The organism is Exiguobacterium sp. SL-10, assembly GCF_004337025.1.
In the GTDB taxonomy this organism is placed as follows: domain Bacteria; phylum Bacillota; class Bacilli; order Exiguobacteriales; family Exiguobacteriaceae; genus Exiguobacterium.
This window is the reverse complement of sequence record NZ_SJUP01000001.1, coordinates 85,676-102,642: the sequence shown is the minus strand read 5'-3', so window position 1 is coordinate 102,642 and position 16,967 is coordinate 85,676. Positions and strand designations below refer to the sequence as shown.

The following is a 16,967-nucleotide window of genomic DNA, read 5'->3' as shown; positions in this document are numbered from 1 at the left end:
CGTAGAATAGACAAAATCTGTTTGGAGGTTTTATAAATGCGCTTACTCGCCTCACTCATTTCGTTAGGTTTTGCCTGCATGATTTCGCTTGAACTCTGGCAAGGTCCGTTTCTCAGCAACTGGGTCTGGGCGATGCCGTCCTTCTTCCTGGGTGTCTCATTCGTCCAATTTATGAAGCATTTGAACGAGCTCGAATGGAGTGAAACAAAATGAAGATGACTATCTTACTCATGACGCTTATCGTCGTGTCCACGTCATATCTCGTCTACAGTTTTTATTTGTCGTTGATGGGTCAGTCGATTCAGCCTCAAGTAACTGGACTTGCAATCGGCGTCCTGCTCACGTCATCTTATTTCGTGACAACCGGTCGCCTTCCGTTTTGGACAGAACCGGAGGAAGAGGACGTATGAAGGTTCTTTATTCCATCTTGCTAGGATTCGGTAGCATCCTTTATGTCGTCTATGCGATTCATCTATTCCGCATCGGACATCCTCAACCGTTACTCCTCCATGCTATGATTGTTATTGTTTTATTTGGCATCATCTACGTTGGACGCAAACGAAACCCCGAACATCATTCTTGATGGCGGGGGTTCGTTACTTTATTCGGATTGCTTCAGCGGAAAATCAGCCGACGACGCCTCCGGCAACGAGTCTGAGAGGTTGAGCAATACTTCTTCTGACACATCACCCGTCAAAACGATGAGCTTGCCTTGATTCAGATAAAACAAGCCTCTCCCTTCCGGTTGATCCAAGCGATACCGCGCATTTGAATCGTCTCGCCGCTCAATCAATTCTCCGTCCGCCACACTGAACGCATCGGTCGCTAAAATCGTGATGTGCTGTGTCTCATCATACAACGTCCACATCTCTACCGGTCGCTCCAGCTGATCCATGTTGAGGTAGGCGACAAAGAGCTCCTCTTCGGACAAATCCAACCCGTGCCGGACTTTTTCGGCCGTCTCGGGAATCGTAACGTTTTGGATGCCATGCAACACCCATTCCTCGCCCCGTGAATAGTTGAACACACCGAACGCATCGTCGCGGTTTGGTAACTGGATGGCGATGAGCCCGAGGTCATCGATGACCATTTCATAGAAGACGCCGTCTCTCGAAGGTCGTTCGGACGTGCCGTCCGTATATTGAAGCGTGTATTGGGCCGTGACCGCATCGAGTAGTCGAACGGTCCCTTTCGGCACGTCCTCTATCATCGAGCCGAACACTTCTTTCGCCGTCGTTTCCTCAACATCGGAAACGGATGAATCAATTTCTTCTTTGTTTACGCTAACCGTGATTTTTGATTCCGTCGGTTCGATGGGTGCAGCTCGTTCCGCCACACACCCGCTCAATCCCATCACAGCCAAACCTAATATCATTCCGATTCGTCTCATGGTACGTCCACCTTTACCTAGTCTCCCTCCCTAAATTCTCCCAAACGACAAAAAAACCTTCTTCGGAGAACAAGTCTCCAAAGAAGGTTGATGTCTTACTTACGCAACTCTTCCAAACGCGCGCGGACCGCGTCACGCTTGTCGAGGTAGTCTTTCTCTTTCGCCTTCTCTTCGTCGATGACGTGAGCCGGTGCCTTGCCAGTGAAGCCTGGGTTGCCGAGTTTCTTCTGAACGCGCTCGACTTCCTTCTCGTACTTCGCCACTTCTTTCTCAAGACGGGCGATCTCTTCTTCGAAGTTGATGAGGTCAGCAAGCGGGATAAACAGTTCTGCACCCGTCATGATGGCCGACATCGACTTATCAGGAGCCGTCAAGCCGCGTCCGATTTCAAGCTCGGTCGCGTTCGTGAACTTGCCGATCGTCGCTTCGTTTTCGCTCAAGTAACCTTGTGTCGTGTCGTCACTCGTCGCGATGAAGAGCTGAATCGGTTTCGACATTGGTGCGTTCACTTCCGAACGGATGTTACGGACCGAACGGATGACGTTCATGACCGCTTCAAACGCTGGTACCGAGTCCGCGAAGTGGAGCTCGTCGCGACGTGTCGGGTAGCTCGCACGGACGATCGAGTCGCCTTCGTGCGGCAAGTGCTGCCAGATTTCCTCTGTGAGGAACGGCATGAACGGATGCATGAGACGCATGATCGAGTCGAGCGTATACGCGAGCACAGAACGTGTCGTCGCTTTCGCCGTCTCGTCCTCACCGTAGAGCGTGAGTTTCGCCATCTCGATGTACCAGTTACAGAACTCTTCCCAGATGAAGTTGTACAAGTAACGGCCAGCTTCGCCGAACTCGTACTTGTCGACGAGACGCGTCACTTGGTCGATCGTGTCGTTCAAGCGTGTGAGAATCCACTTGTCAGCGAGCGTCTTCTCACCTGACAAATCGATATCCTCATACTTCATGCCGTCCATGTTCATGAGGGCGAAACGACTCGCGTTCCAAATCTTGTTCGCGAAGTTCCATGTCGATTCAATCTTCTCCCAATAGAAACGAAGGTCGTTCCCTGGTGTCGATCCCGTGAGGAGGAACCAGCGGAGCGAGTCCGCACCGTATTGGTCGATGACTTCCATCGGGTCGACGCCGTTTCCGAGCGATTTCGACATTTTGCGGCCTTCCGAGTCGCGGATGAGACCGTGGATGAGCACGTCGTTGAACGGCTGCTTCCCAGTGAACTCGAGCGATTGGAAAATCATGCGCGATACCCAGAAGAAGATGATGTCGTAACCCGTGACGAGCGCGCTCGTCGGGAAGTAACGTTTGAAGTCTGCTGAGTCCGTGTCCGGCCAGCCCATCGTCGAGAACGGCCAGAGCGCTGACGAGAACCATGTGTCGAGCACGTCTTCGTCTTGGTGCCAGTTCTCACTGTCAGCCGGTGCTTCTTTCCCTACATAGATTTCACCTGTCTCGTTATGGTACCAAGCCGGGATGCGGTGGCCCCACCAAAGTTGACGGCTGATACACCAGTCGCGGATGTTCTCCATCCAACGGAGGTACGTGCCTTCGAACCGCTCTGGGACGAAGTTGACTTTCGTGTCGTCATGTCCTTGCGCTTCGAGCGCTGCTTTCGCGAGCGGCTCCATGTCGACGAACCACTGTTTCGAAAGATACGGCTCGATGACTGCGCCTGAACGTTCCGAGTGACCGACCGAGTGCGTGTGCGGCTCGATCTTGACGAGCGTGCCGTCCGCTTCTAAATCTTTGACGAGTTGCTTGCGGCATTCGAAGCGGTCGAGCCCTTCGTACTTGCCGGCGTTCTCGTTCATCTTGCCGCCTTCGTCCATGACGAGGATGCGCGGGAGTTCGTGGCGGTTCCCGATCTCGAAGTCGTTCGGGTCATGCGCCGGCGTGATCTTCACGCAACCTGTACCGAACTCCATGTCGACGTAGTCGTCGGCAACGATCGGGATCTCACGGTTCATGACCGGAAGCATGATCGTCTTGCCAACGAGGTGCGCGTAACGCTCGTCTTTCGGGTTGACGGCAACGGCTGTATCGCCGAGCATCGTCTCCGGACGTGTCGTCGCGATCTCGATGTGGCCTGAGCCGTCAGCGAGCGGATACTTCATGTGGTAGAACGCGCCTTCGACTTCTTGGTAGATGACCTCGATGTCCGAGACGGCCGTCTTTTGCGCCGGATCCCAGTTGACGATGTATTCGCCGCGGTAAATCAAGCCTTTCTCATAGAGACGGACGAACACTTCCTGGACCGCTTTCGAGAGTCCTTCGTCGAGCGTGAAGCGCTCACGTGAGTAGTCGAGACCGAGGCCAAGTTTTGACCACTGGGCACGGATCGTGTCGGCGTACTCGTCTTTCCATTCCCACGTCTTCTCGAGGAACTTCTCGCGTCCGAGGTCGTAACGCATGATGCCGTCCTCACGGAGCTTCTGTTCGACTTTCGCTTGCGTCGCGATTCCGGCGTGGTCCATCCCTGGGAGCCAGAGGACGTCATACCCTTGCATGCGCTTGAGGCGCGTCAATAAGTCTTGGAGCGTCGTGTCCCACGCGTGTCCGAGGTGAAGTTTCCCCGTGACGTTCGGTGGCGGGATGACGATCGTGTAAGGCTGTTTTGAATCGTCCTCGTCTGCTTTGAATACGTCGTTCTCTAACCAGTAGTCATACCATTTCGCTTCCGTCGCACTTGGATCGTACTTCGTCGGCATGGTGATTTCGTTTGTCTCGTTGGCCATATGCCCAACCTCCTCTAATAATGTGGACAAAAAAACGGCTACTCTCGTCCTTAACGCTAAGGACGAAAGAAGCCGTATCTTCCGCGGTACCACCTTAGTTCGCCAACAGGTGGCGCCCTCAAAATCGAATAACGGTCGATGGACCGGACCTTCCTACTTCATTCAAAAGGTCAGCTCCGAGGCGACTTCCGCACCATCCTTCGCGGCCTCGCACCAAGCGGCCGCGTCTCTGAAAAAGGATGTTGATTGCGTACTATTCCTCATCGTAGCTTTTAATCGTATCTGTTAAACAATTGTAGCGACAGAAGATGTTTCCGTCAAGATTACAGTGAAAACTCTTGTTGCAGCTCTTTGAACGTCGCGTCGACCGCTGCGAGCGTCTGGTCGATATCTTCGTCCGTATGCACGGTCGAGAGGAACAAGCCTTCGAACTGTGACGGTGGCAAGAACACGCCGCGCGCCGCCATCTTCTGATAGTAAGCGCGGAACAAGTCGAGGTTCGCCGTCTTCGCCTTCTCGAAGTTCGTCACTTTCTCGTTCGTGAAGAAGAACCCGAACATCGAGCCGGCCCGGTTTGTGTCGTGCGGGATGTTATACTTCTCGGCCGCTTTCGTATAGCCTTCGGCGAGACGGTCCGCTTTGCGTTCGAACTCAGCGTAGTGCTCAGGCTTGAGTTGCGATAGCGTCGTGTAGCCGGCAATCATCGCGAGCGGGTTCCCTGAGAGCGTACCCGCCTGGTAAATCGGTCCTTGCGGTGCGATTTGTTCCATGATCTCGCGTTTCCCGCCATAGGCACCGACCGGAAGGCCGCCGCCGATGACTTTCCCGAGGCACGTCAAGTCCGGCGTGACGCCGAAGTAACCTTGGGCACAGTTATAGCCGACCCGGAACCCGGTCATGACCTCATCAAAGATGAGGAGTGCGCCGTACTGTTCCGTGATTTCGCGGAGTCCTTCGAGGAAGCCAGGTTGCGGTGGCACGAAGCCCATGTTGCCGGCCGCCGGTTCGACGATGACGCCAGCGATGTCGTCGCCGAACTTCTCGAACGCGATGCGGAGCGCCTCCAAATCGTTATACGGCACCGTGAGCGTCTGGCTCGCCAAGTCTTTCGGCACACCTGGTGAGTCCGGGAGACCGAGCGTCGCGACGCCCGAACCAGCCTTGATGAGGAGCGAGTCGCCGTGACCGTGGTAGCAACCTTCGAACTTCAAGATTTTCGTCTTGCCCGTGTAGCCGCGTGCGAGGCGAAGTGCCGCCATCGTCGCTTCCGTACCCGAGTTGACCATGCGTACCATCTCGATTGACGGAACGCGCTCGATGACAAGCTCGGCCATTTTCGTCTCGAGCTCGGTCGGTGTCCCGAACGTCCAGCCGTTCTCGGCTTGCTCTTGAATCGCCTTCGTGACGACCGGGTCACGGTGGCCGAGGATGAGTGGTCCCCATGAGAGGACGTAGTCGATATATTCGTTGCCATCGATGTCGTAGACGCGTGAGCCTTCACCGCGTTCAGCGAAGATTGGCGTCATACCGACTGATTTATAGGCACGGACCGGGCTGTTCACCCCGCCCGGCATGAGCGGACGTGCTTGTTCGAACGCCGCTTCTGAGCGTGTTTGTTTGTAGGTCATGCGTAGTCTCCTTCCAAATAGCGACAGACGTCTTTTGCGAAATACGTGACGATGAGGTCCGCGCCGGCCCGTTTGAAGCCGACCATCGTCTCCATGACGATCCGTTGCTCATCGACCCAGTCGTTCAAAGCAGCCGCTTTGACCATGGCGTACTCGCCGCTCACGTTATACGCCACGATCGGCATATCGAGTGAGTCGCGCATGTCACGGATGATGTCCATGAACGCTAACGCCGGTTTGACGATCATGAAGTCGGCGCCTTGCTCGACGTCCGACTGTGATTCACGGAACGCTTCACGACGGTTGGCCGGGTCCATCTGATAGCCTTTGCGGTCGCCTTCGCCAGGCGCCGATTGGGCTGCGTCACGGAACGGTCCGTAGTACGCCGATGCGTACTTGACACCGTAACTCATGATTGGGATATGGTTGAATCCGTTTTGGTCGAGCCCTTCACGGATGGCGGCGACGAAGCCGTCCATCATCGAACTCGGTGCGATGATGTCAGCGCCAGCTTGCGCTTGCGTGATCGCCGTCTGGACGTGAAGCGGTAGTGATGCGTCGTTATCGACGTCACCGTTCTTCACGATGCCACAATGGCCTGTCGACGTATATTCACATAGGCACGTGTCCGCGATGACCGTGAGCTGTGGCGCCCACTCTTTCACTTTGCGGATCGCTTCTTGGACGATGCCGTGGTCGTGATACGCTTCTGAACCTTCCGGGTCTTTATGTTCTGGTACCCCGAACAAGAGCACCGATTGAATGCCAAGGTCGACGATTTCTTTGATCTCATCCTCGAGGCGGTCGAGTGAGAAGTTGAAGACGCCTGGCATCGAGCTGACTTCACGTTTAATGTCTGTCCCTTCGATGATGAAGAGCGGGTAAATCAAATCTTCTTTCCGAACATGGTTTTCACGTACGAGTGCACGCATCGACTTCGATGAACGAAGGCGACGGTGACGGTCGAACTGGTTCATGAAAAATCCTCCCCTATACACTGTATTAATGCATCCATAGTATAACACTCAGGCACTCGGACCGGTAACGTCGACACTTCCCGGACGGCGCGCTCGGTCACTTCACCGATGGCGTACCACGTCCCATGGAAATGCTCGAGGTACGGCGTGAGTGCTCGAACGGCGGATGGGCTGAGGACGAGGAGCGCCTCGATTCCTTCGAGCGCCTCGACTTCCGTCCCCGTCAGTTCACGGCCAATCGTCTCATAGACGACCCAGTCGTGGACGTTTGCGAGTTGCTTCATATGATCCGTGTTCGCCAAATCGCCTCGGGCGAACAAGACGATATCACCCTCATCGACGGCACTCGCCAAATCGCGGAATAACGCCTCGCCCGTAAATGTATCCGGCATGAGCGCGACGGTGAAGCCGACGGCCTCGAGTGCTTGTTTCGTCTTCTCCCCGACGGCCGCGACCCGGACGTCGCGCGGGACGTCACGGAGCGCTGGCACCGCCGTCTGGCTCGTCACGACGAGCCAATCGAATCGGCTGATCGGCATCTGATTGTACGTCAATCTCGTCTCGATGAGCGGGACGTGATGAACGGAAAGACCGCTCGCGGTGAGCCGGGCTCGTTGCGTAGCGGTCAGTCGTTTTGTCCCTGTGTACCAGACGTCACGCATTGACCGAGGCGAGAATTTCACGCCCGCCGCGTCCAAGCAAATCGTCTGCCACGTCGTTGCCGAGTGCGATCACGTCAGATGACGTCTTCGTCACGCGAAGCACTTCTTTGCCGTCGACTGAAGCGATGAGCCCAGTGAGCGTCACGTCGTCCCCGTCGACCGTCGCGTAACCGCCGACCGGAACGTGGCAGCTGCCTTCGATCGCTTTGAGGAACGTCCGCTCCGCCGTCGCGGCTTTCGCCGTCACGTCATCGTGGAGCAATTGTAGAATCGCCGTCACTTCAGCATCCTCTTTCCGGCTCTCGATGGCGAGCACACCTTGTCCGACGGCCGGGACCATCATGTCGGCGTCAAGCGCCTCGAAGTCGACACGGTCCGTCCACCCCATCCGTTCGAGCCCAGCTTTGGCGAGCAAGATGGCGTTGAAGTTTTCCGTCTCGAGTTTTTTGAGACGCGTGTCGATGTTGCCGCGGATCCATTGAATCTCGAAGTCCGGGCGGGCGGCGAGCATTTGGGCACCGCGACGAAGTGAGCTCGTCCCGATGACGGCACCTTCCGGGAGCGTCTCGAACGTATAGCCGTTCTCGCAGATGAGCACGTCACGAGCGTCGACCCGCTTCGGCATACAGCTGATATAGAGTTCTTCCGGCAACTCGGCCGGGACGTCTTTCATGCTGTGGACGGCGAAGTCGATGTCCCCGGCAATCATCTGTTGTTGGATTTCTTTGACGAACAATCCTTTGCCGCCGACTTTTGACAACTGGACATTGACGATTTGGTCGCCTTTCGTCACGATCTCTTTGATTTCGAACTCGTTTTGCGCCCCAGCTTTCTTCAATTGGTCGATGACCCATTTCGTCTGTGTCATCGCAAGTTGTGAGCGGCGTGAGCCGACGATAATTTTACGCATAGTCCATATCCCCTTCATAGAAAAAGGCGACGAGATTCGCCGCCTTTTTTGATTTTGTATTAGCGCATCAAGGCGCGGAGTGGTGCTTTCGCTGACATCGCTTCCGTCTCTTCCATTTCTGGTTCGACGTCCGGGACGTCGACTTCAAGGCCGAACGTCTCGACGAACTGGTTGATGCGTGTGTTCGCATCCGGTTGTGCGGCCGCGTCTTTGATATAATCGATCGGTTCACGAAGCATTTGGTTGATGATTGACTTCATATGTTTGCCGATGACTTTTTTATCCCGGTCCGATAGATGGTCAAGCTTGCGTTCGAGGCTTTCCATCGTCTCTTCTTGAACGGTGAGGGCGCGGGCGCGCAACTCGTTCATAATCGGGACGACACCGAGCGTGACGAGCCATGTTTGAAACTCTTGGATCGCCTCGTCGATTTTGATTTCAATCTTCTCCGCTTCGACGAGACGGGCCGCCAAGTTTTTGTTGACGATACCGTTCAAGTCATCCACATCGAACAAATGGACACCCGGAAGTGCCCGGACCGCTGGATCGATATCTCGCGGCACAGCAATGTCGATTAACAAAAGTGGACGTTCTCGGCGGAGCAATTGCGCTGCGGCGACGTCATCATAGGCGATGACTGCATCTTTCGCACCGGTCGAGCTGATCAAAATATCGGCGTCGAGTAAGCCGCAGGCGATCTCACGAATCGAATGGGCCCGCCCTTCGAACTTATCGGCAACTGCTTTCGCTTTGCTCTCGGTCCGATTGAAGACGGCAATCTGTTTCGCACCGGCCTCGAACAAGTTGAGCGTTGTCAACTCGCCTGTCTCACCGGCACCGACGACGACGACTTGTTTGTCGTCGAGCGACGCGTACATCTCTTGGGCGAGTGCGACCGCCGCCGAGCTGACCGATACCGACATTTCCCCAATTTGTGTGTCGGTATGGGCGCGTTTGGCGAGCGTCACGGCCTCTTTGAACAGTTTGTTGAACACCGTTCCCGTCGTCCCGTTCTCTTGGGCGCGGAAGAAGCTCGATTTCACTTGACCTAAAATCTGTGTTTCCCCAATAATCATCGAATCGAGTCCAGACGTGACACGGAACAAGTGGCGAATCGCCTCTTCTCCTTCACGAATCGACAAATACGGTGTGAATTGGTCCATCTCTAAATCGAACCAGTTCGCTAAAAAGCGTTTAGTATAATAACGTCCGGTGTGGAGCTGGTCTGTGACGACGTATAGCTCCGTCCGGTTACAAGTCGACAAAATAACCGATTCAAATATGCTCTTCTCTTCGCGAAGCGCAATCATCGCGTCCACGATTTCTTGCTCCCCAAACGAGAACTGCTCCCGAATCGCGACAGGGGCTGTCTTGTTATTTAGTCCAACGACGACAATATGCATGTACCTCTTCCCCTCATCCAAAATCCACCGACGGTTGTCTCTTCTTTTTTACATCTCTACCGTACATTATAACAATTTTTATTTAGGAACTATAATCTTCTGTTCGATTTTTGTGAAATAATTTAAGAACTTTTTGTGACAAAAAAAAGTAGAAACGGACATGAAGACCATTTCTACTTGATTCCTCATTTTAAAGAGGATGGATCGGTAATGATTTGACTCTCTGGCTTCTCATCTTCCTCTTCCGCTTCAAGGTAATGCTTTCGTTCCCTCAGCTTGTAAATCCGGACGATGTTTTGAACGACGACTTTTGCCACCGCATAGAACGGAACGGCGATCAGCATCCCGATAATCCCGGCCAAGTTTCCGGCGACGAGCAAGACGATGATGATCGTCAACGGGTGCACCTTCAGCGTCTTCCCTTGAATGAGCGGTGAGATGACGTTCGCTTCAATCTGTTGGACGATGATGATGACGACGATGACCCAGAGTACTTTGATCGGGTCTTGGATGAAGGCGACGACGACAGCCGGTGCCGCACCGAGGAACGGTCCGACGTACGGGATGATGTTCGTCACCATCATGAAGAGCGCGAGCAAGATGGCATAATCGACGCCGATAATCCAGAGCCCGATGAGCGAGGTGATTCCGACGAAGAACGCCACGATCAACTGGGCATGGACGTAGTTTTTAACCGTCGTATGCATGTCATGCAGGATGTTACGCGTCTCCTTCTCATAGCTCGACGGCAACAGCTTGACGATTGAGTCCGGAAGACGTTTTCCATCGAGAAGCATGTATAGAAGCATGAACGGAATGACGACAATCGTGATGACGGCCGACGTGATGAAGCCGACGAATTGGCCGAGCGATGAGGCAATGTTCCCGAAGATATCACCGAGGTACGTCGTGACGTTGTTCGTGAAGTCGGTGAACATATCATCGTTCTCGGCGATGAAGCGTGATAAGAACTCGTTTTGCATGAGTGAGTCACGGACGGCGAACGCCTGCTCCTGCAACTCTTTGGCGATACTCGGCATCGCATTGACGAGCGATGTGACCTGCTCCCCGAGCACCGGTCCGAGGATGCTGAAGACGAGCGTAAAGATCAGCACGAGCCCCCCGAGCGTGATGCCGACGGCGAGCGGACGTTTACCTTCCATCCGTTTCTCTAAGAAGTCGACAATCCCGACTAAGAAATAATAGAAAAGTCCAGCAATGATGAGCGGTACCGTGACGAGCGCCAAAATAACTTGAATCGGTTCGAACACGAAAGAAATTTCCGTCCCGACCAAGATGACCAAGAAAATCGTCAGCGTCCAAAATAAGAAGCGGTACCATTTGTTTTGAAACATGATTTGCATCTTTCCACCTCGTTCTGTATTCTCTTGTCTTATGTAATTAGGACAATTATACGATACTTACCCGCTCGCGTAACCCTGAAAACAAAAAAGACGAGGAGATTCCTCGTCTTCGATCAATCTTCTTCGCGTGTCAGTAAATCGTAAATCGCTTTCCACGCCTCGTCTTTCCCTTCGGCCGTCTCCGCCGAGAACGCGACGAATCGGTCCGTCGATTCAAACTGAAGCTTCCGCTTGACGGCCGCCTCATGTTTTTGACGCTGTGCTTTCTTGATTTTATCGAGCTTCGTCGCCACGACGATGACCGGGATCTCGTAATGCTTCAAGAAGTTGTACATCGTCACGTCATCGCCTGATGGCTCATGACGGATATCGACTAACAGGACGACGCCGCGGAGCGCGCTCTGTGACGTCAAATATTGCTCCATCATGACGCCCCACTTCTCCCGCTCCGTCTTCGAGACTTTCGCGTAACCGTAGCCCGGGACGTCGACGAACATGATCTCATCGTTGATGTTGAAGAAGTTCAGCGTCTGCGTCTTCCCTGGTTTTGAAGACGTCCGCGCGAGTGCTTTGCGCTGACAAATCTTGTTGATGAACGATGACTTCCCGACGTTCGAACGTCCGGCGAGTGCGACTTCCGGCAACTCGTGAATCGGGTAATGGTCCGGTGCGACGGCACTCGTGACAAATTCTGCTTTAGTGATTTTCATTTAATTTCCTCCAAATGCTACTTCTAATACTTGATCGAGCGTCGTGACCGGGACGAACGTCAGTTTCTCACGGACGGTGTCTTGAATGTCATCGATGTCCCGCTCATTGTCTTTCGGAATGACGATCGTCGTCAAGCCAGCCCGGTGTGCGGCGAGCGCTTTCTCTTTCAATCCACCGATTGGCAGGACACGGCCACGGAGGGTGATCTCTCCGGTCATGCCGATGTCACGGCGGACTTTCTTCCCGGTCAAGGCCGAGATGAGCGCCGTCGCGATGGTGATCCCGGCCGATGGGCCGTCTTTCGGGACGGCACCTTCCGGGACGTGGATATGCACGTCTTGACGCTCGTAGAACGTCGGGTCAATCCCGAACCGTTCCGCGTTTGAACGGACGTAGCTGTACGCCGTCTGCGCCGATTCTTGCATGACGTCACCGAGTTTCCCCGTCAACTGCAACTTGCCCTTGCCTGGCGCGAGCGCGACTTCAATCGTGAGCGTGTCGCCTCCGAACGCCGTATAGGCGAGTCCAGTGACGGCTCCGATTGAATCTTCCGTCTCACCCTTCCCGTAGCGGTACTTCGGTTTCCCGAGGTAATCGCCAAGGCTCTTCAACGAGACGGTGACGCGCTTCTTCTCGCCGATCGCGATTTGTTTCGCCGCTTTCCGGCAAAGCGAACCGATGACCCGTTCTAAGTTCCGGACGCCGGCCTCGCGCGTATAACGGCGGACGACCTCATACAGTGCGTCCTCTTTGATCGTAAGCTGGCTCTTCTTCAAGCCGTGCTCTTTATATTGCTTCGGTACCAAGTGGCGCTTGGCGATCTCGACTTTCTCGAGTTCCGTGTAGCCGCCAATCTGGATGAGTTCCATCCGGTCGAGGAGCGGTGCCGGGATTTGCGAGACATCGTTCGCTGTCGCGATGAAGAGCACGTTCGACAAGTCGAACGGTTCTTCGATGTAGTGGTCCGAGAACGAGACGTTCTGTTCCGGGTCGAGCACTTCGAGCATGGCCGACGCCGGGTCGCCCCGGAAGTCTGACGCCATCTTATCGATCTCATCGAGCAAGAACACCGGGTTTTTGCTTTCAGCCTGTTTCAAGCCACGGATCACGCGGCCTGGCATCGCCCCGATGTACGTGCGGCGGTGACCCCGAATCTCGGCCTCATCACGTACCCCGCCGAGCGAGACACGGACGAAGTGACGCTCGAGCGCCGACGCGATCGACCGAGCGAGCGACGTCTTCCCGACCCCTGGAGGTCCGGCGAGACAAAGAATCGGACCACGTAGCGAGTTCGTCAACTGACGGACCGCCAAGTACTCGAGGATTCGGTCTTTCACCGACTCGAGCCCGTAATGGTCGTCATCCAAAACGTCGGCCGCATGTTTGACGTCGAGTTTATCTTCCGTCTCGATGCCCCATGGGAGCGAGGCGATCCAGTCGAGGTAGTTGCGGATGACCGCATATTCGGGTGACGTCGCCGGGACGACATTCAACCGCTCGGCTTCACGCATGACGTTCTTCCGTGTCGTCTCCGGCAAATCGAGCGCCTCGAGTTTCTCACGGAGACGGTTCGGCTCAGACTCTTGCGACTGGTCGCCGAGCTCTTGCTGAATCGTCTTCATCTGTTCACGCAAATAATATTCTTTCTGCGCTTGCTCGATCGTCTTCTTCGTCCGTTCGCGCAACTCTTGCTCGAGCTCGATGATTTCGACTTCATGCGTCATGATCTCAAGCAGCTCCAAGCCACGTTTGACCGCATCTGCTTCTTCGAGCATCGCTTGGCGGATGTCGACATCGACGTCGAGTTTGGAAGCGATATAATCGGTCAATGACTCGAGCCGTTCATACATCTCAAAACGGCGCCGTTCGTCCGGTGACAACCCTTTGATCGTCCCGACGAGCTTACCGAACTGTTCTTTCAACAGGCGCACGAGTGCCGTCCGTTCAACTTCTTCCCCTTCAACGACTTCAATCGTGTCGACGTCAGCGAACCAGCCTTCTTTCGTCTCTTCAATCGAGTTGATCTTGACGCGCTCTTTTCCGACAAGACGCACGCGGACCGTCTCATTCGACAGCTCGCTCATCTTGGCGATATGGACGCGCGTCCCGATCGCATACAAGTCTTCTGGGTCAGGTGATTCTTTGCCTGTCTCTTTTTGGGTCACGACAATCAAATCTGTCTCGTGTTCCTTTGCGGCAAGGAGTGCCCGCAGCGAAAGCGGACGCCCCACGTCGATTGTCACGCCGATGAGCGGATACACGACGACTCCACGCAAAGGAAGAATTGGTAACTGTTCCATTACAACGCCTCCTGTGCAAAAAGGCCCAAAACTCGGATGTGCCGAGTGTTTGAGCCTTTTTCGTTAAAAATTATGCTGTCTCTTTATTGTCGCCTGTCTGTTCGACAGTGCCATCGCGAAGCACGTATTTCGGACCGGCAAGACCCGTAATCGTTTCATCCGTGATGATGACTTTCTCGATATCGTCGCGCGATGGGACAGTGAACATCACATCGAGCATCATTTCTTCGATAATCGAGCGGAGACCGCGTGCGCCTGTCTTACGTTTGATCGCAAGCTTGGCGATTTCAACCAACGCCTCGTCTGTGAACGTGAGTTCGACATCGTCGAGTTCGAGCATTTTCTCGTACTGACGAACGAGGGCGTTCTTCGGCTTCGTCAAGATCTCGACGAGTGCTTCCTCGTCAAGTGTCGTGAGCGTCGCCATGACCGGGAGACGACCGATAAATTCAGGGATCAATCCGAATTTCTGAAGGTCTTCCGGAAGGGCGCGGGCGAGCAAGTCTTCTTGCGTCAACTCGCGGTTTTCTTGATCGTTCCCAAATCCGATGACTTTCTTCCCGATCCGGCGTTTGACGACCGATTCGATGCCAGCGAATGCGCCGCCGACGATGAAGAGAATGTTCGTCGTATCGATTTGGATGAACTCTTGATGCGGATGCTTCCGTCCACCTTGCGGCGGTACGCTCGCGACCGTACCTTCAAGGATTTTGAGAAGGGCTTGCTGGACACCCTCACCTGACACGTCACGCGTGATCGATGGGTTTTCCGACTTACGGGCAATCTTATCGATTTCATCGATATAGATGATCCCTTTTTCAGCCTTCTCGACATCGTAGTCTGCTGACTGGATCAGCTTGAGCAAGATGTTCTCGACGTCTTCCCCGACGTAACCGGCTTCCGTCAAGCTCGTCGCGTCCGCGATTGCGAACGGGACGTTCAAAACGCGAGCCATCGTTTGAGCGAGAAGCGTCTTACCGCTACCAGTTGGTCCGATCATCACGATGTTCGACTTCGAAAGCTCGACATCATCAGAACGGCCACCGGCGTTAATGCGTTTATAGTGGTTGTAAACGGCTACCGAAAGCGCACGTTTCGCGCGGTCTTGACCGATGACGTACTCGTCTAGAGTGTTGCGGATCTCTTGTGGTTTTGGAATGTCTTTGAATTCGACTTCTTCTTCGACACCGAGCTCTTCCTCAACGATTTCATTGCAAAGTTCAATACATTCGTCACAAATGTATACGCCAGGACCGGCGACTAGTTTACGGACTTGTTCTTGCGATTTCCCGCAAAACGAGCATTTAAGTTGTCCCTTTTCCTCGTTAAATTTGAACATTCGGTACACCCCTTCTGAATGAAAATGGATGTAAGTGCGATAAATCGCCTATTTGTATTTTCAGGTGCAAAGCACTCTCGAAAAAACATTTACATCTCTGCGTTGCAATAATTGTAGCATGAACAAATCACTTCATCAAAGATAAACACATGCAAAGTGTCGTGACGCAAAAAAGGACGACTGCTGAGCAGCCGTCCTTCTGTCATCCGATTACTTCGCTTTCCCGTTTTCAACGAGAACGTCGATCGCTTTACGGAATTTGAGGTCACCTTTAAGTGTCTCGATTCCGCCTTGTGGCGCGAGCATCGTGCGGAGTTGATCCGGTGCGATGTTGTAAAGTTTAGACATTTCTTCGAGTTCTTTCTCAGCATCTTCGTCAGACACTTCGATCGCTTCTTTCTCAGCGATTGCTTTCAAGACGAGACGAGCTTTAACGCGCTCTTCAGCTTGCTCTTTCATCTCTTCGCGCATCGCTTCTTCAGAAGTACCAGTGAGTTCGAAGTACATGTTGAGGTCGATTCCTTGTGAAGAAACACGTGTGCCGAACTCTTGAACCATACGGTCTACTTCTTGGTCAACGAGTACTGCAGGTACGTCGATTGTTGCGTTAGCTGTTGCCTGCTCGACGAGTTGGTCGCGCATTGTGCCTTCCGCTTCTTGTTTCTTCGCAGTTTCTAAACGCTCACGGATTTTCGCTTTCAACTCGTCGAGTGATGAAACTGACTCGTCGATGTCTTTTGCGAACTCGTCGTCGAGCTCAGGAACTTGCTTCGCTTTGACTTCGTGAAGTTTGACTTTGAATGTCGCTGGTTTACCCGCCAAGTTGTCAGCGTGGTACTCTTCAGGGAATGTTACTTCAACGTCTTTTTCTTCGCCAGCCGTCAAGCCGACCATTTGCTCTTCGAATCCAGGGATGAATTGGCCTGAACCGATTTCGAGCGTGTAGTTTTCAGCCGTGCCGCCTTCGAATTGCTCTCCGTCAGCGAAACCTGCGAAATCAAAGACAGCTGTATCGCCGTTTTCGATTGCGCCTTCTTTGACAGCAAGCTCTGCGCCTTGCTGTTGAAGCGCGTCAAGTTCAGCTGCAACTTCTTCGTCAGTGACTGTTGTTTCAACAGCTTCGTACTCGAGACCTTTGTATTCGCCAAGCTCAGCTTCTGGCTCAACAACGAACGTTACTTTGAACGTTACAGGTTGGCCTTTTTCGAGCGTGCCGTCTACATCGATGTTTTCGAGAGCGATTGGTTCGAAACCAGCTTCTTCGACCGCACCTTGAACTGTGTCACGGTAGAGGATATCGAGCGCATCTTGATAGAGTGCTTCTTCTCCGTACATTTTGTTGAACATTGGGCGTGGCAATTTCCCTTTACGGAAGCCAGGCACGTTCAAAGTTTTGACGACATCTTTGAATGCGGCGTCAACTGCTTTATCAAAAGCTTCTGCAGGTGCTTCGTACGTGAGTACGCCTTGGCTACCTGATGTTTTTTCCCATTTTGCTGTCATGCTAAGTCCCTCCAACAATTCGTTTATACGTAC

Annotated in this window: 14 protein-coding genes and 1 other annotated feature; of the genes, 2 read left to right on the top strand and 12 right to left on the bottom strand. The window is 53.7% G+C overall.

All coding sequences use genetic code 11. The annotated features are described in order from the left end of the window. Nucleotides 1-36: 36 nt before the first annotated feature. Together EVJ33_RS15390 and EVJ33_RS00505 are read left to right on the top strand one after the other, a co-directional pair. A complete protein-coding gene (locus tag EVJ33_RS15390) occupies nucleotides 37-213 on the top strand; it encodes a hypothetical protein (RefSeq protein WP_161566882.1) in 177 nt (58 codons plus the stop codon). Further along, on the top strand, nucleotides 210-410 hold the full coding sequence (locus EVJ33_RS00505) for a hypothetical protein (RefSeq protein ID WP_131433492.1): 201 nt from the start codon (nucleotides 210-212) through the stop codon (nucleotides 408-410). Before EVJ33_RS15390 ends, EVJ33_RS00505 begins: the two co-directional genes overlap by 4 nt. A 191-nt stretch (nucleotides 411-601) precedes the next feature. Here EVJ33_RS00505 and EVJ33_RS00500 read toward each other — a convergent pair whose 3' ends face one another. The 12 genes from EVJ33_RS00500 to tig form a co-directional block, all read right to left on the bottom strand. After that, nucleotides 602-1,390 (bottom strand): hypothetical protein, encoded by a 789-nt coding sequence (locus tag EVJ33_RS00500; protein WP_131433490.1) that lies wholly within the window; start codon nucleotides 1,388-1,390, stop codon nucleotides 602-604. A gap of 95 nt (nucleotides 1,391-1,485) precedes the next feature. Next, the gene (locus EVJ33_RS00495) at nucleotides 1,486-4,137 is read right to left on the bottom strand and encodes a valine--tRNA ligase (protein WP_131433488.1); all 2,652 of its coding nucleotides are present in this window, start codon (nucleotides 4,135-4,137) and stop codon (nucleotides 1,486-1,488) included. A 55-nt stretch (nucleotides 4,138-4,192) separates the two neighbouring features. Next, nucleotides 4,193-4,413, bottom strand: a binding site (T-box leader). Between the two features lie 47 nt (nucleotides 4,414-4,460). Then, nucleotides 4,461-5,765 (bottom strand): glutamate-1-semialdehyde 2,1-aminomutase, encoded by a 1,305-nt coding sequence (gene hemL, locus EVJ33_RS00490; RefSeq protein WP_131433486.1) that lies wholly within the window; start codon nucleotides 5,763-5,765, stop codon nucleotides 4,461-4,463. Beyond that, nucleotides 5,762-6,742, bottom strand: coding sequence for a porphobilinogen synthase (gene hemB / locus EVJ33_RS00485; RefSeq protein ID WP_131433484.1), 981 nt, complete (start codon nucleotides 6,740-6,742; stop codon nucleotides 5,762-5,764). Before hemB ends, hemL begins: the two co-directional genes overlap by 4 nt. After that, the gene (locus EVJ33_RS00480; RefSeq protein WP_236634487.1) at nucleotides 6,739-7,425 is read right to left on the bottom strand and encodes a uroporphyrinogen-III synthase; all 687 of its coding nucleotides are present in this window, start codon (nucleotides 7,423-7,425) and stop codon (nucleotides 6,739-6,741) included. The genes hemB and EVJ33_RS00480 overlap by 4 nt, the downstream gene beginning before the upstream one ends. Then, nucleotides 7,397-8,314 (bottom strand): hydroxymethylbilane synthase, encoded by a 918-nt coding sequence (hemC, locus tag EVJ33_RS00475; protein WP_131433482.1) that lies wholly within the window; start codon nucleotides 8,312-8,314, stop codon nucleotides 7,397-7,399. Before hemC ends, EVJ33_RS00480 begins: the two co-directional genes overlap by 29 nt. A gap of 59 nt (nucleotides 8,315-8,373) precedes the next feature. Next, complete coding sequence (gene hemA, locus EVJ33_RS00470; protein ID WP_131433480.1) at nucleotides 8,374-9,717, bottom strand: glutamyl-tRNA reductase; 1,344 nt, start codon at nucleotides 9,715-9,717, stop codon at nucleotides 8,374-8,376. A gap of 185 nt (nucleotides 9,718-9,902) precedes the next feature. Next, entirely contained in the window at nucleotides 9,903-11,081 is a 1,179-nt protein-coding gene (locus tag EVJ33_RS00465; RefSeq protein WP_131433478.1) for an AI-2E family transporter, read from the bottom strand. A gap of 113 nt (nucleotides 11,082-11,194) precedes the next feature. Next, nucleotides 11,195-11,791 carry a ribosome biogenesis GTP-binding protein YihA/YsxC gene (yihA, locus tag EVJ33_RS00460; protein WP_131433476.1) on the bottom strand — a complete coding sequence of 199 codons (597 nt, stop codon included), beginning with the start codon at nucleotides 11,789-11,791 and terminating at the stop codon, nucleotides 11,195-11,197. After that, nucleotides 11,792-14,092 (bottom strand): endopeptidase La, encoded by a 2,301-nt coding sequence (gene lon / locus EVJ33_RS00455; RefSeq protein WP_131433474.1) that lies wholly within the window; start codon nucleotides 14,090-14,092, stop codon nucleotides 11,792-11,794. Nucleotides 14,093-14,162: 70 nt separating this feature from the next. After that, nucleotides 14,163-15,431 carry an ATP-dependent protease ATP-binding subunit ClpX gene (gene clpX, locus EVJ33_RS00450; protein ID WP_131433472.1) on the bottom strand — a complete coding sequence of 423 codons (1,269 nt, stop codon included), beginning with the start codon at nucleotides 15,429-15,431 and terminating at the stop codon, nucleotides 14,163-14,165. Nucleotides 15,432-15,641: 210 nt separating this feature from the next. Continuing rightward, nucleotides 15,642-16,934, bottom strand: coding sequence for a trigger factor (gene tig, locus EVJ33_RS00445; RefSeq protein WP_131433470.1), 1,293 nt, complete (start codon nucleotides 16,932-16,934; stop codon nucleotides 15,642-15,644). Nucleotides 16,935-16,967: the final 33 nt, after the last annotated feature.